General features: G+C 69.4%; 21 protein-coding genes and 2 pseudogenes. 2 read left to right on the top strand and 21 right to left on the bottom strand.

Translation table 11 applies throughout. The annotated features are described in order from the left end of the window. Positions 1-78: 78 nt before the first annotated feature. Positions 79-318: pseudogene (locus OG607_RS41170) on the top strand (endonuclease domain-containing protein); the annotation flags it as partial. Positions 319-1324: 1006 nt separating this feature from the next. Then, entirely contained in the window at positions 1325-3847 is a 2523-nt protein-coding gene (fxsT, locus tag OG607_RS41175) for an FxSxx-COOH system tetratricopeptide repeat protein (protein ID WP_405734796.1), read from the top strand. Positions 3848-4204: 357 nt separating this feature from the next. Here the strand turns inward: fxsT and OG607_RS41180 are convergent, their stop codons facing one another. The 21 genes and pseudogenes from OG607_RS41180 to OG607_RS41280 form a co-directional block, all read right to left on the bottom strand. Continuing rightward, positions 4205-5341, bottom strand: coding sequence for an ISAs1 family transposase (locus OG607_RS41180; RefSeq protein ID WP_405734798.1), 1137 nt, complete (start codon positions 5339-5341; stop codon positions 4205-4207). Positions 5342-5865: 524 nt separating this feature from the next. Continuing rightward, entirely contained in the window at positions 5866-6651 is a 786-nt protein-coding gene (locus OG607_RS41185; RefSeq protein ID WP_405734800.1) for a DUF317 domain-containing protein, read from the bottom strand. 453 nt (positions 6652-7104) lie between these two features. After that, positions 7105-8232 carry a DnaB-like helicase N-terminal domain-containing protein gene (locus OG607_RS41190; RefSeq protein ID WP_405734801.1) on the bottom strand — a complete coding sequence of 376 codons (1128 nt, stop codon included), beginning with the start codon at positions 8230-8232 and terminating at the stop codon, positions 7105-7107. Further along, on the bottom strand, positions 8232-9503 hold the full coding sequence (locus OG607_RS41195) for a DNA cytosine methyltransferase (protein WP_405734803.1): 1272 nt from the start codon (positions 9501-9503) through the stop codon (positions 8232-8234). The genes OG607_RS41190 and OG607_RS41195 overlap by 1 nt, the downstream gene beginning before the upstream one ends. A 342-nt stretch (positions 9504-9845) precedes the next feature. Continuing rightward, a complete protein-coding gene (locus OG607_RS41200) occupies positions 9846-10748 on the bottom strand; it encodes an alpha/beta fold hydrolase (protein ID WP_405734805.1) in 903 nt (300 codons plus the stop codon). Between the two features lie 119 nt (positions 10749-10867). Further along, the gene (locus OG607_RS41205) at positions 10868-12655 is read right to left on the bottom strand and encodes a type IV secretory system conjugative DNA transfer family protein (RefSeq protein WP_405734807.1); all 1788 of its coding nucleotides are present in this window, start codon (positions 12653-12655) and stop codon (positions 10868-10870) included. Between the two features lie 46 nt (positions 12656-12701). Beyond that, positions 12702-13466, bottom strand: coding sequence for a DUF317 domain-containing protein (locus OG607_RS41210; RefSeq protein ID WP_405734809.1), 765 nt, complete (start codon positions 13464-13466; stop codon positions 12702-12704). A 5-nt stretch (positions 13467-13471) separates the two neighbouring features. Further along, the gene (locus OG607_RS41215; RefSeq protein WP_405734811.1) at positions 13472-14059 is read right to left on the bottom strand and encodes a hypothetical protein; all 588 of its coding nucleotides are present in this window, start codon (positions 14057-14059) and stop codon (positions 13472-13474) included. Between the two features lie 23 nt (positions 14060-14082). Continuing rightward, the gene (locus tag OG607_RS41220; protein WP_405734813.1) at positions 14083-14613 is read right to left on the bottom strand and encodes a DUF317 domain-containing protein; all 531 of its coding nucleotides are present in this window, start codon (positions 14611-14613) and stop codon (positions 14083-14085) included. 281 nt (positions 14614-14894) lie between these two features. Beyond that, on the bottom strand, positions 14895-15284 hold the full coding sequence (locus OG607_RS41225; RefSeq protein ID WP_405734815.1) for a hypothetical protein: 390 nt from the start codon (positions 15282-15284) through the stop codon (positions 14895-14897). A 66-nt stretch (positions 15285-15350) separates the two neighbouring features. Next, positions 15351-16173 (bottom strand): annotated as a pseudogene (locus tag OG607_RS41230) (DUF317 domain-containing protein). Next, positions 16170-16643 carry a hypothetical protein gene (locus tag OG607_RS41235; protein ID WP_405734817.1) on the bottom strand — a complete coding sequence of 158 codons (474 nt, stop codon included), beginning with the start codon at positions 16641-16643 and terminating at the stop codon, positions 16170-16172. The pseudogene OG607_RS41230 and the gene OG607_RS41235 overlap by 4 nt, the downstream one beginning before the upstream one ends. Positions 16644-16856: 213 nt before the next feature. Then, a complete protein-coding gene (locus OG607_RS41240) occupies positions 16857-17252 on the bottom strand; it encodes a hypothetical protein (RefSeq protein ID WP_405734819.1) in 396 nt (131 codons plus the stop codon). Positions 17253-17523: 271 nt separating this feature from the next. Further along, positions 17524-17967, bottom strand: a complete 444-nt coding sequence (locus OG607_RS41245; protein ID WP_405734821.1) for a hypothetical protein — start codon at positions 17965-17967, stop codon at positions 17524-17526. Then, positions 17964-18728, bottom strand: coding sequence for a hypothetical protein (locus OG607_RS41250; RefSeq protein ID WP_405734823.1), 765 nt, complete (start codon positions 18726-18728; stop codon positions 17964-17966). Before OG607_RS41250 ends, OG607_RS41245 begins: the two co-directional genes overlap by 4 nt. Before the next feature lie 100 nt (positions 18729-18828). Continuing rightward, positions 18829-19251: a hypothetical protein gene (locus OG607_RS41255; RefSeq protein WP_405734825.1), complete on the bottom strand. Its 423-nt coding sequence runs from the start codon at positions 19249-19251 to the stop codon at positions 18829-18831. Positions 19252-19356: 105 nt separating this feature from the next. Beyond that, positions 19357-19806 (bottom strand): hypothetical protein, encoded by a 450-nt coding sequence (locus OG607_RS41260; protein WP_405734827.1) that lies wholly within the window; start codon positions 19804-19806, stop codon positions 19357-19359. A gap of 77 nt (positions 19807-19883) precedes the next feature. Beyond that, positions 19884-20231: a hypothetical protein gene (locus OG607_RS41265; protein WP_405734829.1), complete on the bottom strand. Its 348-nt coding sequence runs from the start codon at positions 20229-20231 to the stop codon at positions 19884-19886. 2 nt (positions 20232-20233) lie between these two features. Beyond that, positions 20234-20623, bottom strand: coding sequence for a hypothetical protein (locus tag OG607_RS41270; protein WP_405734831.1), 390 nt, complete (start codon positions 20621-20623; stop codon positions 20234-20236). An 89-nt stretch (positions 20624-20712) separates the two neighbouring features. Continuing rightward, positions 20713-21894: a hypothetical protein gene (locus OG607_RS41275; protein WP_405734833.1), complete on the bottom strand. Its 1182-nt coding sequence runs from the start codon at positions 21892-21894 to the stop codon at positions 20713-20715. Positions 21895-22010: 116 nt separating this feature from the next. Further along, positions 22011-22277 carry a hypothetical protein gene (locus OG607_RS41280; protein ID WP_405734835.1) on the bottom strand — a complete coding sequence of 89 codons (267 nt, stop codon included), beginning with the start codon at positions 22275-22277 and terminating at the stop codon, positions 22011-22013. Positions 22278-22488: the final 211 nt, after the last annotated feature.

The raw sequence follows: 22488 nt of genomic DNA on the forward strand, positions 1-22488 counted from the left end.
CTCGACGACGAGGAATGGCAAGACACGGTCGACTACCCGCGCGCGTACTTCCGCGACGTCACCGGGGGATGCGTCCAGATGACGGTTGAGCAGCAGGTGGAACGAAGGCTCTGGGACGCTCAACCACCCGCCTGCCATTCCTGGTCGTACCCGAGGACCGTGCCCTTGCCCGACCAGGACCCTCTCGAACTGCTTGTCGCCTGGCAGGCGGGCCGATGTGCCGGGTGTGGGCACCCGTTTCACGCCGAGACGGTGATCGACCACTGCCATGAGTCCGGCCTTGTCCGTGGCCTCCTTTGCACCATGTGCAACAACGCCGAGGGGACTGCACCACCGCGACACCCTCGATGGTTCAGATACCGGACGATGCCGCCGACACTGATCCTCGGTCTGCACCTCCTGTACGAGAGGCCCGTGCGCCGGCGACTCGCCCAGGTCCTCGCCGATGCCCAGGAGCTGGCGGCCCAGGAAGGATGACCGAGCGACACCGTGTGATACCTGCTTTTGGTTGCTGAGTGGCTCACCGTGCGGGCGCCAGCGTCAGCAACACGGCGTGTCGCTCAGGTCTTTCATGCGTGTCCGGTGCGTCCTACGTCACGATGTGATGCTGAGGACTGGCGATACTTAAGTACGGGCACGCCAAGGCAGGCGGCTCACGTGTGGGGGAGGCCGAATGCCGCACCGATGGAAGATTGCAGCAGTCGTGCTCACGGTGGCCGTCATCGTGTCAACACCATTGGTCTGGTTGCTCGATGGGCCCGATACCGGCGAATTGGTGGGCGCATCCATCCAGGCCGCCACGGGCATCGCAGGTCTGGTCTGGACGGTGTGTCAGCAAGCCGCTCAGGCAGCAGGCCCAGCTGACGTGGCCGCAGAGACCGGGACAGCCGAGAGTTCACTCGGTGGCAGCGCCCAAACCGGTGTACGGCGCCCCGGCGGAGCAGGCAACGGTTCGGCTCACGCAACGCAAACCGGGAACGCCACGGCACAGGGCGCGGGAAGTAGTGCCAGTACGGGTATCGACTACAGCTGACTCTCCGGTTGCTCCTGGGAGAAGGGGACCTGTGTGAAGAAGTGGCCGTTGCGTCGTCGCGCGCCCAGCCCTGGAGCTGACCGCGATAAGCGCGACTCAACGAGCCAGACTCCCTTCGTGAGGGTCACGAACACGGGTGACGCCCACGCCCGAGATGGTGGGAGAGCGGCGACCGGCTATCGCGGACCTGCAACGGGTACGTCCGGCTCCCCGCCCGCTCCGCCAGCGGCATGGATCCACAACACCGGGAATGCCGCCGCTGGGGCGGGCGGTATTGCCAACACTGGCTACATGACGATCGACACGCTCAACATCACAGTGCCACCTCTCCAAAGACCGGCGAGCTGGCCGATACAGGTGGGCACGTTGCCTCTTCCGGCTACCGCCCTTCAGCCCCGAACGGATGTACGTCATCGCATCGACCATGCCTGGACCAGTCGCAACACAATCGTGTTGACCGGGGGCGGTGGGGTGGGCAAGTCGCAGCTAGCCGCTGCCATTGCCCGCGAGGCCCTTGTCAAGGACGTCGACCTCGTGGTGTGGGTGAGTGCTGCCGAACCTGAACGGGTGATTGCCCAGTATGCCTGGGCCGCGCAACGTGTTCAGGCTCCAGGCACCTCGGGTCAGGACGCCGAGAGCGATGCCATCGCCTTTCTGGACTGGCTGGCCACCACGCCCCGGTCGTGGCTTCTTGTCCTTGACGACATCACTGACCCCGCTGCGATGGGCTCGTGGTGGCCGCGATCCCCCTCCGCGGACAGAGGGCGGGCGCTCGTTACGACGCGGCGTCGCGAGGCCATCCTGTCTGGTGGAAACCGGACCGTCGTCGCCGTCGAGCCTTATGCACCAGACGAAGCCAGAGCCTATCTCCGCGGCCGTCTCTCTACCGGTGGTGCTGCCCACCTTCTGGACGGCCAGGCGGATCTCCTCGTCGAAGAACTAGGCCACCTGCCGCTGGCGCTGTCCTACGCCACCGCCTACATGATCAATGAGGCGGTGTGCTGCACGGATTACCTGCGACGTCTCACCGGTCAAGGACCCCGGCTGGAGGAACTTCTGCCGCCTCAGGCCGACACCGAGGGCTATGGACGGCATGTCGCTGCGGCTCTGCTGCTGTCACTGGACGCGGCCAACTCATCCGACCCCACAGGGTTAGCGCTCCCCGCCATCCGTCTGGCCGCCTATCTCGACCCTGCCGGCCACCCCAGGACACTATGGACGAGCACTGCGGTTACCAAGTACCTGAGTGCTCACCGGGCCACCACGTCGCAATCGCTGAATGCGGCGGTCAGCCCGGACGAAGCCCAATCAACGCTGCGACTGCTTCACCGCTTCGGGCTGCTCGTCGACGATCCTGAAGGCGGACACCGATCAGTGCGGCTGCACGCCCTGACCGCGCGCGCGGCCCGGGAAACCGTCCGCGCAACGGAGCTACCTCCCATCGTGATGGCCACTGCGTACGCACTGCTGGAGGTGTGGCCGGAGGAGGATCACCTGGCCCCCGACCTGGGGGCTGTCCTACGAGCCAATGTCGACACTCTGTCGAACTGTGTCGAGGTCCCAAGGTGGTCAGCCATCGTCCACCCTCTGCTGTACCGGTACGGAGCCAGCCTTCTTGAGGCTGGCCTGTATCCCGCCGCACTCGATTACTGGCGCCGCCTCGCCAGCCAGTGCGAGCAATCGCTGGGGAAAAACGATCTCACGACACTGGCAGTGCGGGGCAAGCTGGCTACCGCATTCTGGCGAGCGGGTCTTCCCGATGAGGCCGTCGATATCCATCGACAAGTCGCCAATAAATACAAGCGGCGATTGGGTCGCAATCACCCAGACACTCTCATGGCGATCGGAAATCTCGCAGTTTCCTACCGGAATGCCGGAAATGGCGACAAGGCTATCGAGCTACTGGAGTGCAACGCCGTAAAGGTGGAGAGGCTGTATGGGAGTGATTCGTCGGAATTCCTCAACTGTCTCAATAATCTTGCTGCAGCTTACGGTCACGTGGGGCACCTCGATCCTGCAATCAAAATCTTGGAATCGGTTGCCGAGAAATCCGCACTCGGCCTGGGCTCGCGCGCCCCTGCGACCCTGCTCGCCCGCAGCAACCTTGGTGCGAATTTCTACCGGGCGGGACGTAATCACGATGCCATCGAATTGCTGGAACAAACTGTCACCGAATTTGATCAAGTATTGGGTGTAGATCATCCTGACACACTCATTGCGTGTCTAAACTTGGCATCTTCCTACCAGGCTGCGGGGTGTCTGGAAGAGTCGATCGCCATCGAAGAGCGAGTCGCCGATGCTCGCGAACGGCTGCTAGGCCCCGATCACGCTGAAACCCTCAATACCCGAGCGGCCCTGGCCCGCTCCTATTGCGCCGCTGGCCGTATTGACGATGGTATTGCATTGATGGAGCATGTCGCCCACGAGTATGGGCACACGTTCGGGGAGGATCACCCTGAATGCCTCATTTCCTACGCGAACCTCGCTGTCGTCTACCGTCGGACCGGACGTGTCAGTGAGGCGATTGAAATCCAGGAACGGATTGCTATCGCATTTGAGGAGATATTTGAAAATGGGCATCCGCAAGCGCTCCTGGCGCGCGGCAATCTGGCCACCAGTTATTGGGAGGCCGGGCGGCTCGTTGAGGCGATTTCCATCGAAGAACAGGTGGCGGATGCCTGTGAACGCCTGCTAGGGCCTGATCATTTTGTTACAGTAAACGCCTATGGGAACTTGGCGGTCTCATATCGACACGCTGGTCGCATTGCCGAATGTGCAGCAATTGAAGAACGATTTGAAATCGTCGTTGAATGATCGGTGCAAGGCAGGGCACATCAAGTCACGTCTGTCGGGGGCGGAGCACCAGTGGCGTGGGCACCGAGATGCCCTCCCACAGGTGGCCTTTGGGAACCAGATCTGCGCCTTGGTGAACGGCCCGCCGCCGTTCGCCGAGGGATACGTTGCGCGTGCTCATCGGGAGTGTAGCGAACTCGCCGGGATGGCAGGCCCTCTGTGGGACACGGATCAGGTGCGCCCAATCACGGGGTATCTCCGAGGATTCGTTGCCTTGTTGTACGTGGGGTCGTGGCCCGCTAGGTCAACGTCGATGGCTCGTCGGGAGAGGGCGCGGTGGCAGGGCTTCGGCGTAGTCGTGTGGCGTCCGGTTCGTGATCATCCGAGGCCGAGAAGTGCGAGGGGGCGGCGAGGGTCGCGGGCGTTGCGGCGGAGGCCGGCTGCGATGTTCTTCACTCCGGCCGTGTGGAGGGCTCCGATGGCGAGGTTGCGCCAGGTGGCCATCGCGCGGGGCGCGTTGCCGGTCCGTAGCTGGGAGGCGTCCTCGGCGAAGGTGGTGTCGCGGACGTGATGCAGGGCCTCGATCTTCCAGTGGTCACGGACGAGTCGGGCGAGTTGGGCCGTGGTGGCCTGCTCGGCGGTGAGGCTGGTGACGGCGTAGACGGTCTTGATAGTGGTCTGGCCGGTCTTGCGGTCGGTGCGGCGGCGCTTGATCTGGATGGCCTGACGGGCGCCGGGAAAGAGCAGGTTGTTCACGGTGGCCACCTTGATCCGGCGGATCTCGCAGCGACCGTGGCCGACGTTCCGGGTGCGTCCCTGGAGCGGGATGCGCTTCCAGGGAAGAGACTTCATCTGCTTGCGCAGCTTCTTCTGGTTTCCCTTGACGATCACGACGTAGTGGGCGCCCCGGCCGAGGAGGTAGTCGGCGTGCTCTCGCTGGGTGTGCATGGCGTCGCTGGTGACGACGACGCCGGCCAGGTCGGCGACGGTGTCCAGCAGCGGCTGGAAGCAGGTGATCTCGTTCGTCTTCTCGCCGACGTCCAGCTGGGCCAGGACCAGGCCCGTCGCGTGCTCCAGTGCGGCGAGCAGATGGATCTTGCGGCCGTTCGCTCTGGCAGCTCCGCGCAGGCTCTTGCCGTCCACCGCGAGTCCGCGCAGCCCGGTCTTTTTCGGGCGGCGGTCGGCAAGCCAGCGTCCGACGGCCCGGTCCAGCGCGTCGCCGTCGATGCGGGCCAGCAATCGGCGGACCGTGGTCTCGGCGGGCAGGACCCGCCTGGGCAGAAGCGGATCGGGGACTGCACCGACCTGTTCCAGCACATACCCAGGGGCATCGGCGATCCATTCGCCGACCGCAAGCAGAGAGGTCGCTCCGGCCAGCACCGCGCACGCGGTGAGAGTGAGCACGACGGCCAGGCGGTGGCGCACCCCGCGCGGGTCACGCGGGTCCGGCACCTCGGCCAGCCGCTCCACCAGGCCCGGGACCTCCTCAGGTCCGACCTGCGGATTCTCACGCAATTGGTCAAGGACAGGCGGGATCAGAAATGATGCGTCGGCAGGCACGGTCTCCCACTTGGATCACGGGGCGTAGAGGACTCCATGATCTTGGGAGCCCGCGCCTGTCAACTCCCGGATGACCGCCAAGCCGGCGGATTGTCACGAATCGGACGTCCGTGCAGCAACGCTGAAGCCTGGCGTGAGCTGCCCTGCTAGGGCAATCGCCTGAGCCACAGCACGGCAAGGCCGTAGGCGACAGCCGACACAGCAAATCCCGCGAGGACCGTAGCGGTGTACGCCCAGTCGGGCAGCGTCTGCCTGAAGAACCCGAACGTGACGTCACGAGTGATGAGGAATGCTGCGAGGGCGGCGAACGTCGCACCCGCTGACTGCTGAGTCCACCGTCCAGGCTTCGACGCGACGCGGCCACCCGGGCGAGGAACAAGAGGTTCTGTCACTCGTCACTTGTACCGGTCCCGATGTGACTCATCAATGGCAGCCTGGCCCAAGCCCGCACGCGGCAGGGCTTCGGCGGCGTCGCACGATCACGAACCGGACATTCTGCGACTACGCCGAAGCCCTGGGCGCGGTGGTGACGCGGGCGGGGGTGTTTCCCTAACCCGGTTGGTGTGCCGGCCGTCTCGATGGAGCTTGGTCTGGCGGGTGCCGGTTCCGTCGGCGAGTTCCTCGGCCAGGTCGGCAAGGAGACCGGCCGGGGTGTAGGCGGAGGTGCGGATGGTCCAGGTGGGCTGGTCAATGCTGGGGCCGGCCCAGATGGTCCGGTTTCTGGGCGGCGAAGGTGTCGAATTGGACTCCCGAGTCCTCGGAGAGGTTCGTCCAGCGGATCCAGGCGTCTCGTACGCGGCCACGGTCCAGGCGGTTCTGCGGGGGTCGGCTTCGTGCACGCGCTCGATGCGCAGGGTCTGCGATTCGTGGATGGCGTGGGTGGTCTCGTCGGACCAGGTCCGGTGCTTCTCCCAGTCGCCGTGGGAGTCGAGGAAGGTGTTCAGCAGGGCCTCGTGGTCGCCGGGGTCGGCGGCGTACACCGGGACGGTCTCCGTCCTTGGCTCGGTGGGGTCGGCCTGCGTGTCGGGTGGGGTAGGCGTGGCTGCTCCGGTGGTGAGGGCTTGGGCGGCTCGCTGCTCGGTGTCGGTGGCGGGTGCCGGGCCCGGGGCGGACGGCGTTGCCGTAGAGGTGCTCGAATTCGGCCAGGGCTTGGGTGGGGTGTCGTAGACGAGGACGACTTGGCGCAGGTGGTTCTCGCCGCGCAGGTGGATGCTCTGACCGCTGCGGTAGCGCGGCGGCGACGATGGTGTGGCCGTCGTGCGCATGGGCGTGGATGACGAGGCGGCCCGAGAGGATGTCGTCGTGGATGGCCTGGGCCTGGGCTGAGACTTCGCGCGTCTCCTCACGGTTCAGCCAGGGCATGGGGTAGTTGGCCCAGGTCCACTCGGTGTCGATGTTCTCCTGCAGACCGGCGGCGATATCGACGGTGACGCCCGCCTCGCGCAGGGCGCGGGCGGCCTGGTCGGTGTATTGGGGCTCCTCGTGGTCGATGCGAGCCAGGATCAGCGTCTGTGCGTCGATCGGCTTGAAGCCGTGAAGGCTCAGCAGGGCGCGGGTGCTGCCGGTGCCGGATCTGGAGTCGGTGATGGTGGCGGTGACGGCGTCAGGGCGCTCGGGGGAGCGGGCGAGGCGGACGTGGTCGGCGTCGCCGGGGGCATGTCGCTCGATTCAGGGGGCCGCCGGGCTGACCGGTGTCGGCCGGGCGGGGGCCGGGGCGGTCATCGGGTGGCTCGTGCCGTCGTGGTGGGAGTGGTGACGCGTGGCCGTGGTCCGGCGCGGGAGAGGGCCGGCGTGCGGGGAGCACGAGGAGCGGCGGTCGGGGGCTTGGGGGTGGCGCGGTGCCAGCGGGCGCGTATGGCGGTGAGGTCGGCCAGGGCGCGGCGGCTGCCGGTGATGAGCTGGTGGGGAGTGTTGGCCGGGTCGTCGGTGAACGCAACGATGCGCAGCGCGGCTGAGTGGGCGGTGGTGAGCAGCGCGCGCTGCAGGATCCGCTCGCCCCAGTACTCGGATGAGCCGACCGGTGTCGACACCAGAGCCATCAGATCGACCGGATCGACATCCTTGGCCAGCAGACCTCGGTGCTGCGCTTCCCACAGCACGGTGATCGGGTCGAGGGAATCTCCGCGGTGCGTGAGGGCGGTCAGGCACTGGAACAGGGCTCCGTGCAGGGGCAGGACGAAGTCGTCGGCCTGCAGCCAGCGCATCGTGGCGATGTCGTCGGGGTGGGCGGTCGCGGTCGCTAGGAGCAGCCGCTCCTCGTCCAGCACCTCCTCGCCCGTGTCCGGGGCTGGCGTTGGAGGAAGGGAGGTCCGTGGAAGGGAGCCTGGGTGCGGGGTGAACTGTCCAGCCGCTTCCTCCAGGAACCGGGTCAGGGTGTCGGCCTCGGCGAGGACGGTGGCGGCCGGGTTGGGCAGCGTGGGGTCGGTGGCCGTCTGGGCCAGGCGCTGGGCGTGCATCCGCAGGGTGCGGCGGGCGTGGTCGGACTGGATCATCCGGGCGTAGGTCGCCGCGTGGTGGGGCCGGGGGCAGGCGTTAATCAGGGTGTGGAGGTAGGGGGCGGTCAGCCCGGGTGCCTCGGGCCGCGCGGCATCAAGCACCGCGTTTAGCCACCCGGCTTCCTTGGCGTGCACTTCGAGATCGGGCAGGGGAAGGGTGCGGATCGCCGAGAAGAGGGCGCCGTGGGAGTGGTTGCCGAAGTGCTCGGGGAGCAGTGTGCCGATGGTCTCCAGGCGGTGGGGGTGGAGGAGGAGTGCGCCGAGCAGTGCCTGCTCGGCGTAGTGCACCGGCTGCGCAGGTGGCAGTTCGTCCGGGTCGGCCTCTTCGTAGGGCTGGGCGGGGTTGGGCATCAGGCCGCCAGGGTGAACTCGTCGGGGGTCCAGGTCTTGCCCAGGTGCGGGGCGAGCAGGTGGGCGGCCATGCGGGGCGGCACGGCATTGCCGATCTGGGAGAACTGCTGGCCCTTGTTGCCCTGCCACGGGTAGTCGGCGGGGAAGGTCTGCAGGACGCCGGCCTCGGCCGCAGTGATCCGGATCGACTCCGCCGCACCCTGGTCGTCAGGTCCGCCTGCGGGTTCGCGTACCCAGACGCATTCGTTGGCGCGGTGGCCGAAGAACAGGGTCCCGGCCGGTTCCTGGATCGAGCGGGTGGTGGCGTTGGCCTGGTTGTTGGTGCGCAGCGACCAGGACCAGCGGTGTGCCTCGGCCGTGAACGTGGGAGCCGGGCCGTCCGTGGGGCGGTTTTCGCGGGTTCCGTGCTGCTCGGCCCAGCCTGATCCCTCACGGCGGGACTTCAGGACGACCTCCGGACCGGGTGGGTGACGTACCCAGGTACCGCGGTCGCGTGCGTCGGTGAGGGCTTTGCGGGAGCCGGAGGGGAAGGGTTCGGGGCCGCCTCCTGGGCCGCCGCCGGCGCACACGGTCGGCACTGGGCGGTCGGTGGCGCCCCAGCCGAGGGCTTCGGCCATGGACAGCCACCGCTGGCGGCCGGGCCCGAACAGCGTGTCCGGTTCGGCGGTCTTGGCGTGGGTGGGCGCGGGCGGCTCGGCGGTTCGGGTGCGGGAGGCGAGCAGGATCGCCCGCCTTCTGGTCTGCGGCACGCCGAAGTCGGCGGCGTTCAAGATCCCGGCCCAGGCCGAGAAACCCCAGCCTCGCAGGATTGCCGCGTACTGCCGCCACAGCGGCAGGACATCGGGGACCTCCTCCATGGCGATCCACTCCGGCTCACCGACGGTGTTGAGGGCGTGCAGGTAGCGCATGGGTTCGGCGGCCAGCAGGGAGCGCTCGTCCCGGCAGGAGGCCAGCAGCTCGGTGCGGGTGTCGCGGCCTCGGGCGAGGTCGGCGACGGCCTGGTGGACCAGCGGCTGGTCGAGCAGCCCGAGGCGTTTGCCGGCCATCGACCAGGCCTGGCACGGCGGGGATGCGATCAGCCCGCTCGTCCGGCCGGCAAACGGCCAGACCGGGTACATCGCCACATCGGTCCGGATGGTCAACTGGCCTGCGGCAGCACGGGTCTTGCAGGCCCACGCGTCCCACTCCAGGCCGACGTCCCGCACACCGAGGATGCTCAGCGCGTGCGACCAGCCGCCGGGGCCGGCAAACAGATCGAGGATGAACGTCATGCGGTAAGCCCGAAGTCCTCCCGGGACAGCTCGGGTTCACTTCCCCGGCAAGCCCACGGCGAACAACCGTCGGCCACGCCCCGCTCCAGCTCGTCCAGATCCTCCGAGGAGGCATCGGTGGTGCCGGGCGGCAACAGGTACGGGGTGCGGCCTTGGCGCTCGTGGGCGGTGAAGCCGCCCTGCGTCGTGCTTCGGTGGGCTTGGCGGAGGGGGGAGTTGATGACGACGGTGTGACCGTCGTCGGTCGAGCAGACGTAGACGTCGTGGTGGTCGGTGAAAGCCAGAGGGAACTCCGGTGTGTCGGCAGGCGGTGCTGTTCAGGGCGGGCGGTGAGCCGCGTGCTCAGCCGGCTGCGTTGGCGGCGGCGAGGCGCGTGATCCGGTGGGTGACGAGGCGGGCGTGGCGTACAGGCAGGGAGTGAGCGGCATCAGGCACGATCTCCAGCTGCGCGCTGGGCAGCATGGCCGCGAGGCGACGGGTCTGTCCTGCGGGAATGTGCGTATCGAGGCCGCCGGCCATGAGGTGGACGCGGTCGCCCAGTTGCCGAAGCGGCCCGTGAGCGTGCCGCTGATGGGTCAGGTCGAGCCAGAGTTCGGCGATGTCGGCCGTCGCCATGGCATGCAGTCCCTGGCGGCATGCCAGGGGATCCGCGCTGGCAGGGGCGGGCTGGCGTAGGGCCCATCGGCTGGTGTTGGGCAGGAGGCGTCGGGCTGCGTCCACCAGCCCCGGCGCGTGAGTGCATACGGCGGTCAGCAGGTCACGGCCGAAGGCGAGAAGACACGGGCCAGGACCCGTCCCGGTGCGGGTACTGATGCCGCTGTACGGGGCGGACAGCAGGAGGAGCCCGCGGATGCGAGGTGCGAGATCGGTTCGACGGGTGACCAGGCGCATGAGCGTCATCGCCCCCATGGAGTGGCCGGCTAGCACCAGCGGGCTGTGCGGCGCCACGTGGTCTATGAGGTGGGCGAGGTCATCGGCGAGCTGGTCAAGGCTCAACGTGGTCGTTCCCCGTGTGGATCGGCCGTGGGCGCGCTGGTCGTAGCGCACGACGCGAAATCCCTGCCCGACCAGAAGCGGCACGTGAGTTCGCCATAGGGCCGAGGTGACCGAGAGGCCGTGGACCAGGACCACCGTCACGGAAGCGTGCTGCGGGCCGTCGGCGTAGGCGGTCAACCTTGCGCCGTCCGGGAGGTGGACCTCGGCCTGCCAGGGTGCGGTCACTGGGGTCGTGCAGGGCAGAAGCACGCGAGGCTCCTCGAAGGTCTAGCAGGATGGGCGGGCAGGGGGGGCTTGCTGGTCAGCAGCGGGGCATGGGGGCAAGTCCGGCAGAGCCGGTGGGCTGGGCTGCGTTTCAGCGGAGCGGTTTACGCGGCCGGCCCGTAATTGCTTGGCTGTGGCGCGGCCTTGTTGATGGCGCGGGCGGTGATGCCCTTGGAGGCGCGAGCCGAGGCAGCGGACAGTTCGTTCGCGCCGGGTTCCAGGTACCAGGGGCGCAGGTTGAGCATCGCGGCGCGCATGCCGGTGGCGAAGCAGAGCGCCGTTCCTTTGGGCAGGGCTCGGATGGCGTCCGGGGGCAGGATCCGCTCCTGTCGCATGGAGATGCTGGTGGATTTGCCGGAGTCGGAGATGGAGGTGGATTTCGTCTCGACGTCGTGGTCGCCGATCAGGCGGGAGAGTTTGTCGGCGAAGTCGGGGTCGTCGATGCCGCTGCCGATGACTTTGACGGTGGAGGCGGACCACATGGCGTCCATGCCCGCGTCGCCCCAGACCTTCTGGCCCTGTCGGTAGGACTGCAAAATGGTGATCGGGATGATGCCCCGGGAGCCCAAGTGTGAGTACAGGTCGGGGAGATCGCTGATCTTGCACACGTTGGCGGCTTCGTCGAGGATCGCCAGCATGGGCGGGTCGAGTCGTCCGCCGGCGCGTTCGGCCTGGGCGGTCGCGGCCCGCATGACGGAGTCTGCGCATGCCGCGATCAGAGCTGAGGCGCCGCCTCCGCCGTCCTTGGACAGCAGGTACAGCGTGTCCTTGCTGGTGACGAAGTCGGACGGCTTGAATTCCCGTACGTTCTTCTGCGGGGTGACCCAGGCGGCGATGTCGCTGTTGAGCAGGGCTGCCGCGTACTGGCGGGCTGTTTCGTAGATGCCGTCCCTGGTCTCCGGCGGGCCTTCCACGGTGCCCTTGAGCTGGGCGGCGACGGCTGCGAAACCGTGATCTCGGAGGATGTCCAGCGGGGCGCGGTTTCCCGGGAAGGCCAGCCAGTCCATGACGTCGGTGACCGGCCGGTCGTCCAGGGCGGCGGCCAGGAAGAGTTGGCTGAGGATGTTGGATCCGGCCTTGGACCAGAAGTCGCCCTGCTGGCTGGCGTCCACGGATGCGGCGAGGAAGTGGCCAGCCAGCCTGCCGGCGCCGTCGAGGGTCTTGGCATCGGCGAGCGGATTCCACCACATCTGCCGGGCGGCGTGGGCGATCTGCTGCGGATCCATCGACCACGTCCGCCCTGCACCTTCTCGGGCGTCCAGGGTCGCGGTGTAGGCATCGCCCGCGGCCTTGTTGCTGGTCAGCAGGACGGGACCGGGGGCGGCGAGGATGGCGGGGATGGCCAGGCAGGTGGTCTTGCCGGACCGGGGCGCCATGATCGCAACGGCGACATCCTCGTACCCCATGCGGACCTCGTGGCGGGTGCCCTGGAGATTGCCGAGGAGGATGCCGGTGTCGCGGGCCTCGATGGTCCTGGCGTCCTTCAGGCTCGGCCGCAGCGACCTCGCCTTGGCGGTGATCTGCTTGGCGAGCAGGGGCTCGATGTCCTTGTGCTTCGCCATCCCGGCGACCCGCTTCTTGCCGCTGCCTGCGTTGTGCCGCGACCAGAAGACGGCCGCGGCGATGGCGAGGGCGATCAGGATGGCGATGGGTACGATGCGCGCGCCTATCAGCAGGGCGGTGTCGCCGGTTTCGGGCCACAGCCGTCCGGGGTGCAGGAGGGCGTCGGCCGGTTGGTAGGGCGCCCAGGGGCCGCCGGTGTCGGTGAGCCAGGCGGTGGCGTTTCCGCCGAGCCAGGCGAGGTTGGCCAGGGGGATGGCGATGGCGATGACGCCGAGAAGGATCTTGAACGCTATGTCGTAGCCGTCATTGGACGAGGAGGAGTCGGACACGAAGGAAATTCCAGGGGGATGTGCGGACGGGGCGGGGCGTGGCTGGTCAGCGTGCGCGGCGGTGCGGAGGAACGTTCGGTGGCCGCGGGCCGGGCGTCGGGGTGCTCCTCTGCCGGGCGGTGAGGTCCTTGACGCGGGTCTCCAGCGCGAAGGCGACGGCGGCGGCCGGCAGCTGACGGGTACTGGCGCGGATGTGGCGGCGGCTGTGGGCGGGCAGGTGCTGCCGATCCCGCGCTATCGGGGCTTCGTCGGCGAGTGCGCCGGTGAAGGCGGCGATCAGGTGAAGCGGGGTTGTGCCGCTGAGGTAGGCCTTCCAGATCAGGCCCTCGGGGTCCTCACTGACGGCGGTCTCGATGAACCAGCAGTCCGAGACGCCCTGAGTGAAGTGCTCGACATGGGCGTACCCGTCGGGTGAGGTGAGGCCCTCGCCGTCGCGGGCCTCACCCCACCCGGCGCGACGCAGAGGTTCGTACGGATCGGGAGCGGGCACCGCCACAGACCCGGGGGCGGTGAGGGCGTCGGTGAATGCGGCGATGATCTCCACCGGAGTACGGGCGCCGAAGCTCACTGACCAGGCTGGCTGACCGCTGGCGGGAGCGTGCCGGATCTTCCACCACGGCCCGTCCGGGTCGGGGTCGATGCGCAGCATCGCCTGCTGGTCGGGGCTGGCCAGGTGCGCGCGCGGCATCAGCGGGTCGTGACCGTAACTCCAGCCGCAGGCCCGGTGCAGCGGGACGGTGATCCAGCCGGGATCGCCGCCTCCGGCAAGGTAGCGGGGCGCGATCAGACTCTGTTCGACATCGTGAGACATGCGCGTCACCGGCGTGCCGCTGTGGGCTTGGCTGCCTGGGCGGGGGCCGCCGGTGCCGGGGCGGTGGCCGGCGGGGGCGGTGGTGTGTGCTGGGCTGCGGCGTGGATGTCCAGGAGCGCCTGGCCGTGGGCGGACCACTCGTTGAGGGAGTGCCATGCTTCGGCGTTGCGGTTGCCGATCACGTCGTCGTACGCCTCGGTGCCCGGCCGTGCGGACGGGGGCAGAATTTCGCGGGCGTCGAGCCACTCGCGCTGCAGGGCGGTGAGCCGGTCGAGGGCGCCGTCGAGGGTGGCGAGCTGCCAGGCCCACCGGGACTGGGTGCTCGCCGAGGGGAGCTGCTGCAGCTGAACCTCGGCGGTGGCGATCAGGTCCTTGGCGCACTGCCGGACGCGGTTGAAGCTGCGCCAGGTGTCGGCGTCGCGGCGGGCTGCGCGCCGTCCGTATGTCTCGGTGTCGTGGGGCCAGCCGTCGTTGCCGGTGTGCTCGTCGGAGTAGGCGTCCCAGGCGGTGAGGATCAGCTCGCTGTCGCGGAGGAACGCGGCCAGTTGCTGGAGGCGGAGCTGGTGGATCTCGTTCGGGGTTGCGGTGCTCACGGAAGGTCTTTCAGGTGAAGGGGTCACCGGGTGTGTGCCGCAGGCGCGGCGGCGGATCTGGCGGGGGCCGGGGAGGATTGCGTGGCGAGCTGGACTCGGCGGGCGGCACGGGCGCGAGCCCGTGCCGCCTCCAGGCGGCCGATGTGGGCTTCGACGATGTGGTCGCCGGTGATCGTGCTGCGTTCCTGGGTGACGCTGTAGTGGCCGGTGAGGTCGTGCATGCCGCGCTGGACCGGCTCCGGGCTGGCCAGCGCCGTGACGAAGCCGACCAGCAGATGCGCGGGGGTGGTGTCGTGCAGCCAGGCGTGCCAGATCTGCGGTCCGCCCCCTGGTTGTTCGGTGGCGTCGGTCCGCCAGACGAAGCCGTCGTGTGAGAGCCGGGCGCGTTCCACCTGCACGAGCTGGTCGGGCGAGACGGCCTGCGCAGTGCCGTCGTCGTTCCGGGTGTATGTCCAGTCGGCGTCGGCCAGCACCGGCCACAGGTCGGGCACGTCCTGTGGGACGGGGGCGGTGAGGGCGTCGGTCAGCCCGGCCAGGACCTCGGCGGGGACCATGGCCGAACTCCGCATACCAGCCGGGGCTGTCGGGCGGGGTGCCGTTCAGCCGCCACCAAGCGGACGTGGAGGACTGCGGGTCGAGCTGGAGCTTGACCTGGTGGTCGGGGCTGGTGAGCTGGACCTGTGGCGAGGCGGGGTCGGAGTGGTTCGTCCAGCCTGCCGAGCACAGGGTGTGGGTGACGTGCCGGGCGTCGCCGGGGCCCGCGAGGTAGCGGGGAAGGGTGTCGAACGGAATCTTGTACCGGTGGTGTTCAGCGAAGGCGGCCAGCTGGGCTCGGTCACCGGCATGCGCCGTCCGTGCCACTGTGACGGTGCTCCGTGGCGGGGTGCGGTTGTTCCGCCAGGGCGCGCAGGATCGGAATCGGCCAGTCCAGGGCGCTCCACTGCTTCAGGACAGCGGCGGCGTCGTAGTAGTAGTCCGCGGCCTCGGCCAGGTTGATGTCGTGGGCGGCGTACACGTCCTGGTCTAGGTAGTGGCCGAGTTCGCGGAACGTTTGCGACAGGCGCAGCAGGATGCCGTCGTACTCGTCCAGAAGCGGGGTGAGCAGCGGCAGCACGTCGGCGAGCGGCGGGTTGGTGTGCAGGTAGGCGGTGACCTGGGTCAGGGTGTGAACGGCCCCGCGTATGTGTTCGGGGGTGGGGGCGTCGTCGCGGGTGGGGTCGGGCATGAACGTCCTTGCGGCAAAAGGGGCTGACCGGGGGCGAGGACACGGGCGCTGAACCGGCGGGTCGCGTCAGCGGCGTGGCCGTGTGCCGCCGGCCGTGGCGTATGGACCTGCGGTGCGGGTGTTGGTTCGGGGCCGGGTGGTGGCCTGGGAGTTGCGGGTCCAGGTGGCGGCGCGGGCGGCGGTGATGCGGGCCTGCTGCCAGGCGCGCAGCTGCGAGGGCAGGACCGAGACGGAGGTGGTGCGGATGCGGTTGCTGGGCGGGAGGTGTCCGCGCGGTCGCATCACCGGCTGCGGGTCGGCCAGGGCGGTGGTGAACGCCTGGATGAGATGCATCGGGGTGGTGAGGGTGAAAGCGGCGTCCCAGGTTCGGCCGTGTTCGGAGCGGGCACCGGCCCGCCAGTGTGCCTGACCGAGGCCGGACCCGTTGAATTGCACCCAGGCGCCGGTGTCCGCACTGGTGGCGGTGACGTGCTGCCCGCGTTCGCTCTCCCAGCCCTGCTGCTGCAGCGGCGCCCACACGTCGGGGGCGTGGGCCGAGCGGGGCCAGGTGAGGGCGTCGGTGAACCCGGCGACGATCTCCACAGGGACCTGCGAGGTGAGCGTCGCGCGCCAGGCGGGCTGATCGCCGTTTGCCTGTCCGCTGATGGCCCAGCCCCCGGGTGAGGGGAGCGGGTCGTAGGCGACGCGGACGGTGCGGTCGGGGCTGTCGAAGACCAGGGGGCCGCCGCGCTTGGAGGAGTCCTTCCAGCCGCAGGCCCGCAGGAACTCCGTGACGTGCCCGAGGTCACCGCCACTGGCCAGGTGTCTGGGTTCGACGAGGTAGTGCTGCTGCGGAACCTCACCCCCCCGTCGGGCCCCAGCCGGCCCACTGCTGCCTCCCCTTCCTCACCGCCGCCCCCTGGGCGCGACCGAGGATGCCGGAGCCGGTGTCACCGGCGTCGGAATGCCGCCGTTGTCCCGGCGGTCCAGGGCCCGCTGCACGGCGGCGGAGGCCTTCGCGGTCGCGGACGGCGCGGGACCGGTGACAGCAGTGATCGGAGTGTCGGTGAGGAGGCCGAAGTCGTCGGCGTGCTCGTCGAGGTCCAGGCACAGGTCGTGAAGGTCGTTCGCGGCTCGGCCAAGGACGAGCCACATCTGTGGTGGGAACGTCCCTGTCCTGGCGTGGTCCTTCGCGAAGTGCGAGCCGGTGGTCACCAGGGCGGTCAGCCGGGCGATGATGCCGTCTTCGGCGTCCAGGACCTGCACGATGATCTGGGCGGCCTGCTGCGGCTTCGCCTGGGCGAGGTGCTCGGAGAGTTGGTCGATCTGGCGGGAAATGTCACGGGCGAGGCGTACGGGGTAGGGGGTGGAGTCGGTCATGGTCCTCCCGGCTGAAGGGGATGCGTGCGGTGGTGAGGGCGAAGGCGCTCAGGTAGCGGCGGAAGAGGAAGACGGCCAGGCGTGGCCGGCGCGCGGCCGTCATCGGGGGCGGCGTGCGGTCGGGGATCGGGAGCGCTCCAGGAGGTGTGCGGTGGGGGCCGGTCCCGGCCCCCACCGGTCCCGGCCGTCATCGGGGCCGGGACCGGCACGGGGTCAGGTGCTGCGGCGTGGAGGGGGCGCGCTGGTGGCAGGAGGAGCCGGGGCGGTGCCGGCCGGGGCGGCTGCGGCGCGCTGGGCTCTGATCTCGTCGGCGGCCTGGCTGTAGGCGGCCTGGTCGAAGAGCTCGGTGGGGATGTTGACGGTGTAGCCGGCTACGAGCAGAGCGGGGATGGCACCGTTGGCGATACGTTTCTGCTCGTCCTTGGTGAGCTGCTCGGGGACTTCGTGCCACACGTAGATCGCCTCGGTGCGCCGCTGCAGGCCGAGGCGGTCCAGGAGGGCCAGGAGCCGTTCGGGGGCTCCGGTGCGACTGTCGGCGTAGATGGTGTCGCCGAAGGCGCGGTGGTAGATCTCGACGTCGGTGCCGCAGTCATCGGCCAGATTTCCCACGAGGGGCCGCTCCCGTCGATGGCTGGGCCATCGCCGCCGCGGTGACGCGGGCGGGATGGGGGCCGGTGGCGCGGAGGCTGACGGTCAGGCTCGCGGTGCCGGCCCCTGGGGGCCGGGGCGGTCGCCGAGGAGCGGGCCGTTGCGTTGCGGATCTGCTCCAGTTGGCGGGCATGGTTGGACAGGGTGCTGGTGGTCTTCATCAGCCGCTCCGCGAGGGCGGGGTCCTGCCCGGCGTTTTCGGGGCGCCGGGTCCACGGCATCCAGGTGGCGATCAGCGTCTGCACCAGGCGGGGCAGCAGTCCGTCATGGGGCGCGGCGATCTCGGACAGCACGGCGGCGACATCGCGGTCGTCGGCGGCCTGGCGGGCGCGCTCGGCGAGCTGGTGGAGGTAGCGGTGGGCGGCCTGCCGGTCGCCGCCGGGTGTGCCGAGGGTATTGAGGGAGGGTCGAGGTGGACGCTGAACCCGGCCAGGAGCAGGGCGTGGGCTGCTGCGGTGGCGCCTTGACGCTGCTGGTCGACGGGCATCGTGTGCGGCTGGCGGTGGTAGTCGCCGCGCGGACCGAAGACGGAGACGAAGCCGCCGATGGTCTGCAAGATGCCGGCTGAGCGGTCGTGGCCGCCGATGGCGACGACGAGCTGGGTACGCGGGTCGCGGCTGATGGTGATGTAGTCCAGGACAGCGAACTGCGGCTCTTCGGCGACCGGCGTGCTCAACGGTGCGCCTTGGACGGCCTGTTGCGCTGCTGGGCTGCCGGGACGGCGGCGGTGTCCAGGGCGGGCCGGGTCGGCGGGTGACGCAGGACCACGCCGATGCCGTGGGCGGCCAGCTGCGCACCGGCGCTGCGCACATGAAGGGCTTGGACGGCGGTGTCGTCGCCGGGGAGCACGAAGGCCTGCTCAGCCGGATCCCAGGCGAAGCCGTTGTCGTGCAGGGCTGTGGCCGCTGCCTGGCTTTCGGGCTTGGCGGCCAGCAGCCCGTCGCCGAACCAGGTCATGACCACGCGCTCCGGCGCGGCGGCTGGGGCCGGTGCGGGGGGTGTGGGGTGGGCGGCGTTGTGCTGGACCTGCGCGATGGCCTTGTCGTAGCGGGGCAGGAGGTCGGCGGTGATGTCGTCCGCCGCGCGGAAGGGGTCGTCGGGGACGGCGATGCCGTCCGGCTCACGCACCCCCCGAAACGCTTCGGGGTCCAGGCCGGGCGGCGCCATGGCAGCGACGAGGTACTCGTCCTCGGTGCGCGGGCGGCCGATGACGTACAGGCGGGCACCGTCATCGCGGGTCAGTACGGCGTCGTGCTCCAGGACCGTTTCGGCAATGGCGCCGGCGACCAGGTTCATATCCCAGACCTCCTCGGCGAGGGGGAACTGGTCGCGATACTGCTCATGCCGGTGGTACTGGCTGGTCCAGGTGCCCGGCAGTTCGTCGGCCAGGGCGGTGGCGAACGACTCAAGGTCGCGGGTGTGGCTCAGGTGGGGCATGTTCTCCTCGGTGCAAGGCGGCGGGGGGTCAATGGCGGCGTCCGGCGGCGGGGGTGGCTGGGACGCGGGGCGGCGGGGACAGGCGTAGACGGCGGAGGCCTTAGCGTCTGTCCCGGGCGTCGGCTGTGTGCACGAGCTGGTTCAGTGCGGTCAGCGAGTACCAGCCGCAGTCGAACAGGCCACCGGCGTCGGTGACCTTGGGCAGCAGGTAGTCCTCCATGGCGCGCAGGTGGATCAGGCAGTCCGGGCAGCGGCGGGAGAGGTGGACCATGTAGCGGGGGTGAGCGGTGACGTAGGTGCGCTGGCCGCCGTTGGGATCGCGCAGCCGCCAGCCGTCCTCGTCGGTCGGGGTGTGCCAGGACGGGGTGACGACCGTCATGGCGTCGCCCCACAGTTCCACGCCGGCTACTCCCCTGAGGACCACGACCCGGTCGCCGTGCGAGAAATGGCCGTGGGTGATGTCCCGGTCGGGGGTGAGGATGTCGACGGGAACGTACGGCGGGCGGGAGACGGCGTCGGGCACAGAGAGTCCTTCCACGAGGCGCGGGGTGGCGGTGGCGAGGATTCAAGACTCCGGACAATCCCCGGTTTCGCTAACCGGGCATCGTCGGGTACAACGGCATTCCGCCTACCGGAACGGGTTCTCCGTACCGCGGTCGTCATCGGTGGCCGCGTCGAGGAGTTCGGGCAGGTCAGCGCCCTCGGCATCCCTCTGGTCAATCCACCACCCCGCGCGTGTGACCGCCCGGACCTTGGACTCCAACTCAGCCCAGTCGGCGTCGTCCCAGGTCCCCTCGGTCACCAGGGCGGTGTATGCGGCGGTCGCCAGCTTGTGGCGGGAGCGTTCGCCCCATTCCAGGGCCCGCTCCGGCCCTTCGAGCGGCGGCATCGCGAACTGCTCCGCCCACTCCTTCGCGGCCTGCTGCTCCTCGGCGCGCTTGGCGGCCAGCCATTCCTCCTTGCTGGCGGCGTCGCCGTCGCGGGCGGACTTCCAGCAGTCGGTGCAGTCCCGGCCGCTGAGCCAGCGTGCCAGGCCGGCGCGCTTGTCGGCGGGCCGGTTGGACAGGTCATGTGTCACTTCATGTGCACAGGTGTGGAGAATTTTCCAGGTCGTTCGTACTGCCATACGGGCTTCCTTGCGTAACGGGGATGGGTCTACCTGCGGCGGGAGGGCGCCGGTGGGGGCTGCGCTGTCATCGCTGGCAAGGTGCGTCGCGGTGCCGAGGCGGGCGGGGCACTGTTGTCGGCGACGGGGCGCAGGCTCGGATCGAGGTCGACCAGGTAGCGGGCGGCGGTGAGCATGTCGGCGGCCCAGCTGGCGTGCTCGTTCTCCCAGGCCGTGCCCATGTCGAAGGGCAGCCGGATCCAGGTGCCGCGCAAGGTGGGCTGGGTGATGAACCCGGCCCGCTTCAGCACGCCGAGGGCGAACCCGTCCACGACCCCGCTGTCTACTTCGACCTGGCCGCCTTGGCCGCGGATGATGCGGATCGGCTCACTGCTCACGCTCACCTGCCCCGCCCCTGGCCGGAGGTGGTGGCGGGGCCGACCGGCGGCGCGTAGGACGGGCCGGGCGGGGCCGGCCTGGTGCCGGGTGTGGTGGTGAGGGTGGGGCCTCGTTGCGGCGAGCGTGCGGTGGCGGCTTGTGCGACGCGGCTGCGGTGCTCCAGCAGAGCGCCCCGCATGGTCGGCTGTCGCGGGACCGGGGTGAGGGCTGGGTCGAGCACGGCGGGGTCGGCCTGTACTTGGTAGCCGTGCTGGCGCAGGTCCTGGACGGCCTGGCGGGTGCGCCGTTCGCCGTCGTGGTCGGGGTTGGTGAGCCGGTACAGGCCCGGATTGGTGGGGACCGGCTCGAACTGCTCGCGGGTCAGGAGCCAGTCGGCTAGGTGCGCGGGCACGTTCGCGGAGGCGGTGGCGACGAATCCGTGCTCGGAGTCAGTGCGGAAGCGGAAGTGCTCGGACAGAGGTGAAACCTTTCTGCTGTTGGTCAGCGGCGAGGACTCGCGCCTGGACAGGGCGGCAGGACCGTGGCGACCGCGGCGGTGCCTGGTTCCTGCGCGGGTAGGGCGGTGTGGGGGTTGGGTGCGGCGGCGCGGGCTTGGCGGATGAGCGTGTCGCCGTCGGCCAGCCACGTTTCGATCGCGGGTCGCACCTGGGCGTCGCGCCGCGTCTTGGCGTCGGTGTAGGTCTGGGCCGGCAGCGCCCCGGGCTTCTGCCACGCTCCCTTCACTTGCGTGTTCCAGTCCGTCAGGACCGGTGTGGCCATCTCCACTGTGTGCTGCAGGCGGTTGAGCGCGGCGGCGTCCTGCGGCCATGCGGCGTCGGCGGGCCGGCACTGCTTGAGCAGGGCCGGGGCGTGGAGGAGGATGCCCCGGAACGCGTGCCACGCGTAATCGGCGAAACCGCTCTCCAGGTCGGGCAGATTGCGAGGGTCGATGGGGACGCCGTCGCTGTAGCGGCCGGAGGCGACGATCGCCTGCCAGGTCTCGTACTCCTCGCGCAGACGTGCCAGGGCGGCGGTGACGGTGGCCAGGCGCCGGGCATGAACAGCACGGTGGTAGCCGGGAAGGACACGGGCGCTGATTGCGCGGGCGGCCAGTTCGGGCTCGGCGGGTACGACGATGCTCCTGGGCGCGTGCGGTTCGTTGTCGTTGTTGTTGAAGCCCTCGGAGGCGAACGCGCCGATGAGGTAGCCGTGATGGTGTCCCGGCCGCTCCACGAACAGCAGCTCGATGCCCGCGCCGTCGCTCAGCACCGCCGCGTACGGGATCCGTTCGCTACGCACGGCGCGGGAGAGTTCACCGCAATCCCACAGCCACGGCACGAGGTCCTCCTGCCAGACCGGATGGCTGTAGACATCCACCGTCGCGCTCCATGTGCCGGGCAGGTGCTCGGCGATGGCGTCGGCAACATCACCGAGGTAGCGGCGGTTGCTGGTGGTCACGGCGCTGTGGTGACGGTGTGCGGTGCGCACCAGGTCCGTGAGCGCGGCACGCCCAGACTCCGGGTCACGCAGCGGAAGTGCGTAGGTGCCGTCGGCGCGCCGGTGAAAACCGGCCTGCTCCAGGGCGGTCTGCGCCCAGGGGTACTTCTGGCCGCTGGCAACGGCGACGATGCCAGCGGCGCTGAGCGCCAGCGTGATGTGCGGGGGAGAGTGCGTCGAAGGCATGAGGTCCTGACAGTCGAGCGGAGGACTAGGGCGGTCGCTCCATGCCGCTTTGCGTCTCTTGCGGCGCGGGCTGCGCGCAGGCTTCGCTTGGTATTGCAGTCCGGGGAGAGCGGGGGTTATCGGTGCGCGGCCGGGCGGGCGGTGGAGGCGGGTGCGACCGGTTGGGTCGGCGTGGTGGACAGCTTCGGGGCAGGCCGTGGCGCGGTGGCGGGAACCGGTTTGTTGGACGCCCACAGCGCGGAGCTGTCGCTGAAGCGGGTGCGGGGATCGGTGTTCCAGGCCACGATCGGTCCGCTGTCCTCGTCGTACGGGTTGATGACTTCGATGCCTGCCTTGTCTCCGCAGAGATCGTGTCCCCCGCAGGTCGTGTCGCTTTGCGACATGGCTGGCGACGTGACCTATGTCGTAAACGGCTGGTGCATTGTGTCGCCAACTTGGCCTGGGGATGTGACGAACGCAACACTCTACTTGCCTCGCTCTCGGCCGCGTCGACACCACCCACCCGGTGTCAGCGGCATTCGCGGAGCGGAGGTAACCCATCGTCGGTGGGTGTAGCTGGATGCCCGCGGACTCGTCTTCTCACGAAGGGCGTAT

The sequence above is a fragment of the Streptomyces sp. NBC_01537 genome (assembly GCF_045040445.1).
Classification (GTDB): domain Bacteria; phylum Actinomycetota; class Actinomycetes; order Streptomycetales; family Streptomycetaceae; genus Actinacidiphila.